This is a genomic window from Bacillus sp. IT-79MI2, assembly GCF_949768135.1.
In the GTDB taxonomy this organism is placed as follows: domain Bacteria; phylum Bacillota; class Bacilli; order Bacillales; family Bacillaceae_G; genus Bacillus_A; species Bacillus_A pseudomycoides.
On record NZ_CATKPV010000011.1, the window covers coordinates 131,934 to 144,547 of the forward strand.

At 35.1% G+C, this 12,614-nt stretch carries 8 protein-coding genes and 1 pseudogene; 8 read left to right on the top strand and 1 reads right to left on the bottom strand.

All coding sequences use genetic code 11. The features are described 5' to 3' along the window. Positions 1-388 precede the first annotated feature (388 nt). Positions 389-741 (bottom strand): annotated as a pseudogene (locus tag ACM6HU_RS00745) (IS4 family transposase); the annotation flags it as partial. Between the two features lie 82 nt (positions 742-823). Between ACM6HU_RS00745 and ACM6HU_RS00750 the strand changes: the two are divergent. The 8 genes from ACM6HU_RS00750 (at position 824) to ACM6HU_RS00785 (ending at position 12,614) form a co-directional block, all read left to right on the top strand. Continuing rightward, positions 824-1,120 carry a WXG100 family type VII secretion target gene (locus tag ACM6HU_RS00750; RefSeq protein ID WP_016114207.1) on the top strand — a complete coding sequence of 99 codons (297 nt, stop codon included), beginning with the start codon at positions 824-826 and terminating at the stop codon, positions 1,118-1,120. 73 nt (positions 1,121-1,193) lie between these two features. Continuing rightward, the gene (gene esaA, locus ACM6HU_RS00755; RefSeq protein ID WP_414847946.1) at positions 1,194-4,877 is read left to right on the top strand and encodes a type VII secretion protein EsaA; all 3,684 of its coding nucleotides are present in this window, start codon (positions 1,194-1,196) and stop codon (positions 4,875-4,877) included. Positions 4,878-4,917: 40 nt separating this feature from the next. Next, positions 4,918-5,412, top strand: a complete 495-nt coding sequence (locus tag ACM6HU_RS00760) for a type VII secretion EssA family protein (RefSeq protein WP_229161532.1) — start codon at positions 4,918-4,920, stop codon at positions 5,410-5,412. A gap of 3 nt (positions 5,413-5,415) precedes the next feature. Then, positions 5,416-5,688 (top strand): hypothetical protein, encoded by a 273-nt coding sequence (locus ACM6HU_RS00765; protein ID WP_016114210.1) that lies wholly within the window; start codon positions 5,416-5,418, stop codon positions 5,686-5,688. 3 nt (positions 5,689-5,691) lie between these two features. Then, positions 5,692-6,867: a type VII secretion protein EssB gene (gene essB, locus ACM6HU_RS00770; RefSeq protein ID WP_016114211.1), complete on the top strand. Its 1,176-nt coding sequence runs from the start codon at positions 5,692-5,694 to the stop codon at positions 6,865-6,867. Next, positions 6,845-11,320: a type VII secretion protein EssC gene (gene essC / locus ACM6HU_RS00775; protein WP_016114212.1), complete on the top strand. Its 4,476-nt coding sequence runs from the start codon at positions 6,845-6,847 to the stop codon at positions 11,318-11,320. Before essB ends, essC begins: the two co-directional genes overlap by 23 nt. Before the next feature lie 335 nt (positions 11,321-11,655). Beyond that, positions 11,656-12,087 (top strand): DUF5082 family protein, encoded by a 432-nt coding sequence (locus ACM6HU_RS00780; RefSeq protein ID WP_016131294.1) that lies wholly within the window; start codon positions 11,656-11,658, stop codon positions 12,085-12,087. Positions 12,088-12,302: 215 nt separating this feature from the next. Then, positions 12,303-12,614: a TIGR04197 family type VII secretion effector gene (locus tag ACM6HU_RS00785; RefSeq protein ID WP_229161514.1), complete on the top strand. Its 312-nt coding sequence runs from the start codon at positions 12,303-12,305 to the stop codon at positions 12,612-12,614.

The following is a 12,614-nucleotide window of genomic DNA, read 5'->3' on the forward strand; positions in this document are numbered from 1 at the left end:
CTCTTTTATTGTTCGTCATAGTAGATTCTCCTCAAATATATTAGTTGTAGTCTACTTGACCTTAATTTTTTTGTCTAGTTCAGTGTAGCCTATCCAAAGTCTAGGTGAAAAGTATCCAGATGTAGAGCGTTTTCTATGTGAATTTAGAAACTAATTATCTTATTGAACTTAATATTAAGTAAGAACATAAAAAAGGCGATTCCTTTGCGTACAGGAAATCGCCTTTTTCTTTATAGAATTCTTCTTAACGTACGAAATTCGCGTTTTGTTGGTGCTACTCCATGCCCATCAACTTAAGAACAGAAACAAAATGAACTTTCATTTAAAATATTTTCTGTCTTTAAAAATGAGCATACCAAATAGGCCTCAATGGGCCTACTTTTAAAAATTATGCAGTTTTCTTTTGTTTCCTTAATCTATTATACTCATAGACAACACTCAAAATATCAAAGACTGTTTTCTTCTCATACCTATGAGATTTTCGTCCATTCTTCTGTAGGAGGTGAAACAGACGTATTAAGATCTTTGTTATTTCTTGGGTTTTTTTTGTATGGCTTGATACAAAAGGTATAAATGATCTTGAATCATTCTAATTGTTTTATATTCACTTAATTCCTGTTGTTTCTTTTTTAGAATCAATTGTCGTATTTTGAACATAGTAAAAGAACATAAAAAAATGGAAATGGGTTTTCCATAAACATGACATTCTAATCGTTCTTGTTTAATATTTTGCCAATGATGGAAATTCTTGCAATAGAACGAAAATTGCTTTAGAATAATATTATCCGTACATATGGATAGTCAAAAACAAGGAGATGATTTTATGGCAGGAGCTATTACAGTCACACCCGAACAACTAAAATCTCAGGCGAAAATTTATCAAACTGCTTCTTCACAAATTGAAGACGCTATTCGTAAGGTGAATTCTATGAATGCAACGATTGCCCAAGAATGGCAGGGGGAAGCTTTTCGAGCTTACTTGGACCAATACAAACAGCTTGAAGGTAATGTGAAACAAATGGAAAGTTTACTACAAAGTATTCATATGCAGTTGACCAAATATGCAGATACTGTCGCAGATCGTGATCGTCAGGATGCAGGTTCGTTTGGCTTAAGTTAATTTTTTTAAAGGGGTCAGTGCAACTCATTGTGCTGACACCTTTTTTAATTTATCTGAAAGGAAGAAATGTATTTTGATAAAAAAATATAAGAGTTATTTTCCATTACTCGTCATTATACTTGGTGGATTATTTCTTATTTTGACTTTCACTTATTTTGGTTTTAAAGATGATAATGTGTACCGGTCTACAAATCAAAAAGTATCCAAGATTCAATATGTTTTAGTGAATGAAGATAAAGGGGCTGTTTTTGAGGGGAGGAAGTATGAACTAGGTGCAGACTTTGTTACTCTGATTAATCAAGATTCAAAAAATAGTTGGCAGACGGTCAGTAGGAATATTGCTAATGCAGGAATTGAGAATGGTCAATTTGATGCAGAAATTATTATTCCTCAAGATTTCTCCGAACGTCTTTTGTCCCTTCAAAGTATGGCACCAGAACAGGCGACCATTAATTATCGTGTACGTAAAGGGCAAAATGAGATATCCAATCAAGCCGTTCAAACACAAGTAAATGATATTTTGAAAAATTTCAATCAACGAATTGTGCAGATGTATTTCTCAAGTATTGTAGGAAATTTATCAGAAGCCCAACGAAATGTTAATAAAATTGTTGGAGCAGAAACTGATGCTAAGAAATATCTGATGACAAATATTCAAAATCCATTTAAGGAGTTGTCGGGAGGATTTAATAATTTATCAAATGTTTCGAGTATTCTTGATGAAGATAATAAAGGTTTTCTCTCGGAACAACAAGCATTTGTTTCATCCGTAAAAACTCTAATGGATAGTAATAATAAGAGCTTAGAAGCAGGCAGTACCTCGACAAAAGAAGCCCAAAAATCAGTTAACGAAAATATCAATAAAACAAATGAAAAGTTAAAAGTTTCCTTAAAGCAATTTGAGGATCAATTTAACTTACAGAAAACGCAATTAGAAACCCAACGGCAATCTGATTTATCGGGATATAAAGCAAAATATGATGGTTTGAACCAATCAGTGTTTAACCAACTAGGAAACTTTTATACATCGGAAACAGGTGAAGTGAATTCAGCTGGGGTTTATAAGGAATTCTTGCTAAACGCCAAGCTATTTCAAGAAACACAAACTGCTCGAATTGATGAACTAAAAGATGAAATTAAGCAATTGCAATCGCAAGTTGAAACTCTTAATGATTTAAGAAAACAGATTGCACAAACTTATTATGGAAGTGCAGAAAAAAATCCGGATACAGCTTCTGAGGAGGATATTAAACAGGCGATTGTGAAACTAATGGCTGATTCAAAAGAAAATAAAGTTAATTTAGATAATCGTTATCGTCAAATAATAGAAGAAAGTCTATCACATATTCCAGCAGACACTTTAGAAAAACTTTTACAAAAGTTAATTGCTGAGAATATTATAACTGATTCACAATCCAAAAAATTCCAAGATGAGCTAACTATAGTTCGGCGTTATGCGAAAAATTTTGAAAAAGAAATAGGAAAGGAAGGAAACTTTTCCTATCTAGAAGCTAATTCTGAACATGACTCTATAATTTCTATAAATAGTAGGGAGGTCACTATATCTATTGATCCAACAAAAGATAATAGAATCTCTTTGGGGACAGACCATACAGAACAAGGAAGTTTAGGAATAAGAAATTTGACGGATCTTTTATTGGTGTTAAAAACAGAATTGGATCAAAAACTCAAATCATATGGGTACATTTCTGAGTGGAGTGAAGTTTCTAATCATGAATTCAGTATTTCATTGAAAAAGAACCCCGCAGAAACAGAGCCGAAACCGGAAACAGAGCCGAAACCGGAAACAGAGCCGAAACCGGGAACAGAGCCGAAACCGGGAACAGAGCCGAAACCGGGAACAGAGCCGAAACCGGGAACAGAGCCGAAACCGGGAACAGAGCCGAAACCGGAAACAGAGCCGAAACCGGAAACAGAGCCGAAACCGGGAACAGAGCCGAAACCGGAAACAGAGCCGAAACCAGAAACAGAATCGAAACCGGAAGCAGAGCCGAAACCAGAAACAGGATCGAAACCAGAAACAGAAAATGATCCTAATAGGCCAACCTCTGAAGAAAAGGATCTTCCATCGTTACCTTCAAGTTTTAGTCTAACGTTTAAGGCGGATTTAGATTGGACTTTGGATGAAGAAATGAAGAAAAACTCTTTTGTCTCTGTTGATTATTCATGGATTGTTAATGAGCAAACTCAAGTGAATTCCAGTTATGCAGAATATATAGACGTAAATAAGAGTTTAATATCTGACTTACCTGAGTTATTGAAACAATTTCAAATGCTTGATAGCACTGCACAGCAAATTGTTACCTTATTTGGTAACCCAGAAAATTCCATATCTATTGATAGCTATGCAGATATGATTAACAAAACTGAAAATCAAGAGAAGACTCTTGAAGAGTTGGCAAATCCAAACTCTGTTTATCGTATGTATAACAATATCACAGATGAACAAAAGAGAGATGCTATTACAGATAAAATTTATGAAGAATTTAAGAATAAAGGAAATCAACTCTATACAGATATTGAAGACCAAATAAAAGATTTACAAGAAACAATTGGATCAACAACGGATAAAAATGATGATGAAACGAAAAAAACATTATATAGAACTTTAAATCTAATGACTGAACCTCAGAAGTTTCTGAATGAAGCAGACAAGTTAAATAATTGGTTTGTGAAAGCCAATCAACAGATTAATGAAACGTATCAATCAGGGAAAGAAAATGAAAAAATCCAAGAAGAATCTGTAAACAGTGCAGAAAATCTACATCCTGCAGAGAACGATACAATATCAACTTCTTCAGAAACAGATAGCTTAGTAAAAGAAATGGAAGATTTAGTTCAGAGTTCAAAGAACTCGTCTGAAAGTATAGAAAAATCTGCAGCGAAAGCTCATGACATTTCTCCAAAAATTCAGGAGTTAAAAGAAACTACAGATAATGTTCAAAAAAATGCAGATACTGTTTTGAATAATTTAAATACTTCAGTCACTCAAATTCAAAAGAATACAAGTAAAAATGAACAATACTCAGAAGAGTTTAGCAAAGTACTTTCTAATACCAAACAAGGTGGAGCAGATAATTATAAAGTATTCAATTTTCTATCAGACCCACTTGCTACAAAAGGAAGTTTTGAAGCTACTCGCCAAACGTCTATTATTCCTTACTATATGACGCTTGTTGGAGCTGTTCTTTCAGTCATTACCGGCATTTCCTTATGTCGTACTATTCAACGTAGAGAAATTACGAAAGATATGGTTTTTATTACACCTACAAGGGCATGGCTAAATGTTCCTAATGTTATGAAGGTAACAGGTGTCAGTCTAATTATCTCACTATTCTTTGCTGGAATAACTACTTTTAGTATTTTGAGAGTGTTTAATATCTCTTGGTTTAGTTACACGTTCCTAAATATTTTAGGTGGAACTTTATTAATAACAGGTTTTTCTCGTCAGTTTAAAAATATAACACTCTATGTTTGTGTTTCACTTTTAGGATTATATCTCATGTTAACACCATTATTAGGAATGCATACTCGTCCGGGTAGTATTGTCGATTTACTTTATCGTTTTTCACCGCTTCAAAACATAGAAAATGGTTATACAGCACTAAGCAATGGTATTCATGTTGGATGGGAAAGTTACTTGTTATTGGTAATTATTATTGTTGTAGGAATTGGTACGAATTTCATTGCTTTTCCAGGTGTGAAAAAGTCAGAGAAAGCTGAACAAGAGCAATAGCTTATGTTGTTAGGAGAAAGGATGTACGAATTTGGAAAAAATGATAAAACCAAAATTTCTCGTTTTTTCTCTTCTAATTTCTTTTTGTGTGACAAATCTTTTTACTAGTTTTAGCAGTCTAGCTTATGCTGAAGATGGAAAACTAACGATTCATAACAACGTGATTTATGAAAAAGAAAATCATAAAAATAATAATTCTGTTACAGGGATAGAAGATTTGTTTTTAAAAGACAAAAACACAAAAAATAAGGAACTTGAGAAAGAAAATAGAAAGAGTACTTCAAGTATAAAAGAAAAAGTATTTCTTACCGATGAGAGTGTAGAAAAGAAACCACAGGATACAATTACCAAGCAGCTGTTTTCTAAAGACTACACAGCTTCTAATGAAAATGAAGCAACTGTGGAACATACCAATTATGAAATTCCTAGATGGACCTTCTGGATACTGTTAAGCATGGGTGTAACTGGAATATTAATTTTAGGCTGGTTATTAGGTAAAAGATTTTCAAACCTATTTATACGGAAAAAGGAGTAAACAATGGCAGAAAGAACAATGATTAATATCGAACTTCATGTTAATGAGCAAATACTTGATTTAACAATACCTAATCAGGTTTCTTCTAATAGATTGAAAGAACTATTGGGTGATTCATTATCTTTAGTAAATATAGAATTGCCCACTCATTTTTCATTGGAAGTAAAAAATAAGCCAATTCGTTTAGATGAAAATGTTATATTGGCGAAATATCCATTGGCGGATGGTGATCAATTAGCCGTAAAAGAAATTATAGGGAGTTTGGAGGAACACTAGAGTATGGGGGAAATGAAAAATAGTTTGATAGGTATTAAAGAGGAAACTACATCTACTTTTATTAAAGTGCACTTAACAGCTAATCAATATTCTTTGTCAGGTGTAAAGCAATTCCAGTTATTTTTAAATAAAGCACCACACTTTTTGACTGGAAAGATAGAAGTGGCGAATGAAGAACAGGTCATTATCACTTATGAAAAAGATGAATTATCTTTTTCGCTTGAACAATATGTTAAAAAATTAGATGAATTTGATCGCCTTCTTTTAGCACAAAAAGTAAATTTCTTAAAAGAATATCTTAACCAACCAGTAACGCCATTTATCCATCCTAAAAATATCTTTATTTTTGGGGAAGAGTTGTTTATTGGTCATCGTGGCGTAATGAATACCGTTATTCCTTATCTTTCAACAGAAGAAGTATATCTAAAACAATACAAGGCATTACTTCTTTATATTTTAAATCCAAAACTGGATTTTGAGAATCTAATTGATGGGGCCGGTGCAGTCCGAGATCCTTTTTCCGAAAAAATTCAAGAATCTTCTTCGTTTGAAGAGATAGACAAGTTACTAATGGAAACAGTTGCGATTCAAAAGGAAAAAAGAAATGCTACAAGCATACTGGTGAAAAGTAGGAATTACACTGTTTTTAAGTGGGGAACAATTATTCTTGGTCTTGCAACATTAGGTCTTTCAATAGGGGTAGGGATATATTCATTAAATATTGTACCTCAGCAAAAACGAATCATAAGTGCCGAATCAAAGTTTATTTCAAATAATTATTCAGATGTTCTAGATTCTTTAAAGGAAGACAAACCAGAGAATCTTCCTAAAAGCGCACTATATGTGTTAGCAGTGAGCTCGATTCAACTAGATAGCTTGTCTAATGAGCAGAAAGAATCTGTATTAGGGACTATCTCCCAAAAATCAAATGATAACACATTACTTTATTGGATCTATATAGGAAAAGGAGACTTTGAAAAGGCCTTAAATATTGCTAAAAATATTGGAGATAATCAATATATTCTTCACGCCTATACAAAAGTTTATGATGTAACAAATGCAGATAACAAGATGAATGGTGCGAAGAAACAAGAATTACTTTCGAAATATAAGGAAGAGATGGAAAAGTACATGAAGTTATTGGAGGGTAAGACGGATGATCAGAAATCTAAACAATAGATTATCTAGTGAAGGTGTACCAATTGATGATCAAATTGTAAATAAAGCGTCTGTACTCTATGATATTTTTTCATTTGGTCATATATTTTCGCGTCACGAACTAACAATGTCAAAGCCATCACTTAAGATTGGTAACCATGAAATTTCTTTTGATGGCACGCATTTGTTCTTGGATCAAGATCCATGGACAGGTGATATGAAGGACGGAATTCTCGCGTTACCTCATGAAAAATTAGAAGTTTTAACTACTATCAAGCCGAAAACAAATTTTGTGATTTCTTCTTCAAAGGACTCAGGAATCACCATTCCGACTAAGGCTTTTGCCCTGGTCACATTTAATGAAAAGAATGAAACTTACCAGTTAAATCTGTTTTCAAATGGGGTAGTAGTTTACTTTAATGGAAAGAAAGTAGATCGATTAGAAAAAGTTTTGTCTGTAGGGGATCAACTTGTTATTGATGGTGTGCTTATTGAATTGAGAGAAAAACAATTTAAGTTGTGTAAGATAACCAATGAATTTTCACTAAATTCTTGGGAGATTATTAACGAGATATTTATTCCAGAATACCCCAAAAATTTCCCTGAATTTAGACGTAGTCCAAGAATTCATTTACGAGAGCCTAAAGAAGAGATAGCAATTCAACCTCCAAGAGCTGAGGAAACTGATGGGAGAAGTGATTTATTGCGTACGATTGTTCCGCCATTGGCAATGGTTGTTTTAAGTGGTGCAACGAGCGTATTAAGTAATGGAAACCCTATTATGATGTTAAGCATGGGGGGGGTAAGTTTACTCACGGCAGGGTTCTCTGTTTCAAGTTATATTACGAATAAGAAAGAAGTGAAACAAAAGAATCTTAAGCGAAGTGAGTACTATGAAAAGTATCTTATTCAAAAGGAAAAAGAATTGTCGTTGCTCTCTCAAAAGCAATTTGAAGCTTTAACGTATAACTTCCCTGACATGGATTCATTGTCTTTGATGACAAAAGAATATAGTCCACGAATTTATGAAAAAACTATGACAAATGCTGATTTTATAAGTATTCGTTTGGGTCATGGAGAGATTCAAAGTAGTTATAAAGTCAGTTATCATTCAAGAGAAGAAGATGATGCTTTAAGTAATTTTGCAGAAGAAAAAATTGTTTGGCCACATCAAACGTTAAAAGATGCACCTATTGCCATCTCGATGTTAAATCAAACGTTAGGACTTGCAGGAACAAAAACAGTACTACGAATAGCTGTACAGACAATATTATTTCAGCTTTCCGTTTTACATTCTTATAGAGATGTAGAATTTGTAGCATTAGTTCCAGAAGAAGATTATCAAGATTGTTGGCATGCATGGCGTTGGTTGCCACATTTTCAAATACGGAGCTTAAATTTACGAGGAATTATTCATAATTCACAGACACGTGACATGGTTTTAAACTCGTTCTATCAGTTGTTAACAAAACGTCGGCAACAAGTCAAAGAGGCGGGCAATGAGAAAGTAACCTTTGCTCCGCATTATATGTTTACGATTTTAGACGAGAGCTGGCTCTCTGGGCATGGATTAAATGAATTTTTAGCTGAAGATATGAGTCAATACGGTGTTACGGTCATTTGGGGGAAAGACGCGTTAAACATGTTGCCAGAGACAGCAACCACAGTTATTGATTATCAAAGTAACGAATCCGCGGTATTAATTAATAATAATAATGAGTACGTGAATCAACTTTTTGTTCCCAACCATTTACCTAAAAGTTATCCAATTGAGCAAGCAATACAACGCTTAGCTAATTTAGAACATGTTGAGGTAGAGAAAAATGCGATTCCAGAATCGATTGACTTTCTAGAATTATATGATGTAAAAAATGTTGGAGAGTTAAATATTAGTACTCGTTGGCAAAAAGCAGACACTTCAAAGTCATTAGCTGTTCCTTTGGGTGTTCGAGGAAAAGATGACATTGTTTATTTGAATTTACACGAACGAGCACATGGCCCACATGGACTCGTGGCAGGTACAACAGGATCTGGTAAATCGGAAATTGTCCAAAGTTATATTTTATCTTTAGCAGTAAATTTTGCACCAGAAGACGTTGGCTTTTTACCGATTGATTTTAAGGGTGGAGGTATGGCGAATTTATTTAAGAATTTACCACATCTGTTAGGATCGATTACAAACTTAGACGGTGCAAGTTCTGCAAGAGCATTACAAAGTATTCGAGCAGAATTGCAAAAGAGACAACGGAAATTTGGTGAATTTGGTGTTAATCATATTAATGGGTATACCAAGTTGTACAAACAGGGAAAAGAAATTACTGATCCTGTAGAAAAGAAAAAATATCCATCAGAGCCATTACCGCACCTTTTCTTAATCAGCGATGAATTTGCAGAATTGAAAGCAAATGAACCAGACTTTATGGCTGAGCTAGTATCAACTGCACGTATTGGTCGCTCGTTAGGAGTTCATTTGATTTTAGCTACTCAAAAGCCAAGTGGAGTGGTGGACGACCAGATTTGGTCAAACTCACGATTCAAATTAGCATTAAAAGTAGCCGATCCAAGTGATTCAAATGAAATTATTAAAACACCTGATGCAGCAACGATTACTCAACCAGGACGAGCGTATTTACAGGTCGGAAACAATGAAATTTATGAACTGTTTCAATCTGCGTGGAGTGGAGCAACTTATAATCCAGATGCACAATATGAAGAAAAAGTAGACGAAAGAATTTGGCTAATTAATCAATTGGGCCAGCACGAATTGTTAACTACAGATTTATCTCAAGATGATGAAGTGTCCATGAAAAAGGAGGAAAAACAAACGCAATTGGACGCGATTGTAGAAGATATTGTGATTCATGCTGAAAAAACAAATGCAGTTCTTCCTGAAAAACCTTGGTTACCTCCATTAAAAACAGAAATTGATAGTCCGAAGATTAGTGTAGTAACTTCAGGGAATTTGAAAAGAACTCTTTCAGTTCCATTTGGTTTGATGGATATTCCATCAAGACAAGAACAAATTGACTTTTTACTTAATTTAGAAGAGTTGAGTCACCTTGCAATCTATGGATCTCCAGGCTTTGGGAAATCCACTGCATTACAAACTCTTGTAATGAATTTATCAAGAATTAACAATCCTGAACAGGTCCAGTTTAACTTATTTGATTTTGGTACGAATGGTTTACTTCCAATAAAAGATTTACCGCATGTGGTGGATATTGTTCGGTTGGAGGAAGAAGAAAAACTGATGAAGTTCCTCAAACGAATTCGCCAAGAAATTCAAAGTCGAAAAGACGCATTTACAGAGTATGGTGTCTCAAGTCTGTCTCAATATGAAGAGAAATCAGGAAAGCAGTTGCCAGGGATTGTTACCATTGTTGATGGTTTTGACTCAATTAAGGAGAGTCCTTTAGAGGAAGCGATAGAATCTGTATTAAATCAGCTTTTACGAGAAGGAGCAAGTTTGGGACTCTATGCAGTTATGACGGTTCTTCGTACGAACAGCTTCAGAATGAGTATGGCGAGTAATATTCCATCACATATTGGGCTATTCCTTGTGGAAGAAGGTGCAATTCGAGATGTTGTAGGACGTGATGCGTTGATTCCGCAAGAAATTGTTGGACGAGCACAAATCAAACTAGACGAGCCACATGAAGTTCAAATTTATTTACCAACTCATGGGAAAAATGATATTGATCGATTGAATAATTTAGAGCAAGAAATTGCACAGATGAATCAGCAATGGAAGGGCACACGTCCTACCAAGATTCCGATGTTATCTAAAACGATCTCTATGCATGATTTTTATGCAAATCCACAGGTACAAGGGATGTTAGATAATCTACAACTACCACTTGCTCTAAGTAAAGAAACTACAAATGTCGTTGGTTTTGTACCAGAAGAACATGGTTATTTTGTAATTGGAGACGATACGCCACAGCAAACGGAATATATTGAGCGTATAATCGTTCAAAACTTCAAACATTTTGAAGGGAAAGCACAAAGAATTGTGTTTAATGGGAGCGAACGATTTGGCAGATTCAAAGAAAGCTTCGATGTGATTGTGTCAGACATAGAGTACAGTACTTTTGTTAATGATCTAATGAGTGAAATAGAAGAAAGAGAGACACAAAGTGAAAATCAACCGATGTTTGTGTATATTCCAGATGCGCAAATATTTGGCGATAAAACATTTATTTCGGATGAAATATTCAATAAATATTTGAAAAATGGTCCTAAAGTAGGTGTTTATTTCATTTTCCACGGCAATCAAAAACAAATTGAGAACAGTTATGATGAATTTAATAAACGATTACGGGCAAACATTCCAGCGGGGATGATTGGAACACGTTTAGTGGATCAAGGATTTATAAATGTGAAATCTAATTATAGTGAACCAACAGTTGAATTAGATGAGTCGCATTTCTTTGTTGGACGAAATGCAGGACGAGTGAAATTAGTTAGTGAGTAGATCATTTTATCCCGCTCTTCGCGGGCAGTAATACTCCCACCTCAAAATTCAGCAAAAGCAATGTCCAGCTCTAGCGGCTAGAATCTCCGGTCGTTTCGCTCCCTCGGACGAGGCCAAAAGCGCCTCTCTGCCTTGAGCTCCAACGTCCTGCGATTCTGAGCGAGCCGCTTCCGCTTTTCTTAAGAAGTTAGGTGGCAGATAAACTGCTGGCATGCGCCCGATTGGTGAGAGCTGATTAAGGTTTCACTTTATCTGCGAGTGGTGTGTATGGCTGAGTAGTTACAAACAGAAAGATAGTCTTGATAGGGAAATAGATTTTGAGGAGGGAAAACATTATGGCTCAAGAAGAAGATAAAGCCAAAGAAGTTGCACGAATAGCAGATATCCATGCAAGTGTTGATCGATTTAAGGCAACTTATGATAGTAAAATGGCTAGCCACAGGGCAAATGCCCAAAAGTTAGAGCGCTTAAAAGCCGCAAAGAGATCTTTACAGGGCGAACTTCATCATTTTGATTCTTATAAGAAAGAGTTTACCCATTTAAGCACGAGTCTAACAACAAGCCAGTTCCAAGGAGCACGTCGTAAGAAATTCGATACAAAATTAAATGAAATTAAGGCAGCACTTGATGCAGATAAAGAGGAGCACAATGAAAGGCTAAACGCGATGAATAGGAAAATCACTCTATTAGAAATGGATCAGTCTATAATAGGTGACGCTATTGCGAGCATTTCAGCAAGTATTAGCGGTTTGCGTGCTATGTTATAGAAAAAGGTAACTACTCAGTCACTCTATGAAAAAAAGAAAAAGCATCTTTTTTAAATGAGCGAGAGGGACTAGCTATGTATTGGAGCGGTCAGGGACTATTCCTGCCACGTGCAACGTTTGAAAACAAAGAAAGGAAACAAGGTGCATGGCCATTTTTATCTTCATAGCAGCCATCTGTATGCCGAAAACTTCTAAATGAAATGTGTGGCTGAGTAGTGACGAAAAAGGAGAAAATACCAATGGGGAAAATAGGTATAGATCAAGAGAGATTTAAAGGAGCAGTCACAAAAGCAGAGAACGCAGTTAGTCGGATAGAGAAAGTTCCCTCACCGAACATTACCAAGAATAATCTATCTCGGTTCACGAGTTTTCACAATTTAGTAGAGAAAGCCGGAACAACTTTAGAAGCATTTAAAGGAGTATCTTCTGCTGACACAGGCAAAATGAAAGCCGTCGCGGACAAAATTGTCGATGAAGATGCTAAAATGGCGAATGTAATCAAACAAAATACAGCGAGGTTCGAATAA

Coding starts and splice junctions, on each gene's coding strand:
- ACM6HU_RS00765 (WP_016114210.1), top strand. CDS start 5,416: ATGGCAGAAAGAACAATGATTAATATCGAACTTCATGTTAATGAGCAA.
- ACM6HU_RS00750 (WP_016114207.1), top strand. CDS start 824: ATGGCAGGAGCTATTACAGTCACACCCGAACAACTAAAATCTCAGGCG.
- essC (WP_016114212.1), top strand. CDS start 6,845: ATGATCAGAAATCTAAACAATAGATTATCTAGTGAAGGTGTACCAATT.
- essB (WP_016114211.1), top strand. CDS start 5,692: ATGGGGGAAATGAAAAATAGTTTGATAGGTATTAAAGAGGAAACTACA.
- ACM6HU_RS00760 (WP_229161532.1), top strand. CDS start 4,918: ATGATAAAACCAAAATTTCTCGTTTTTTCTCTTCTAATTTCTTTTTGT.
- ACM6HU_RS00780 (WP_016131294.1), top strand. CDS start 11,656: ATGGCTCAAGAAGAAGATAAAGCCAAAGAAGTTGCACGAATAGCAGAT.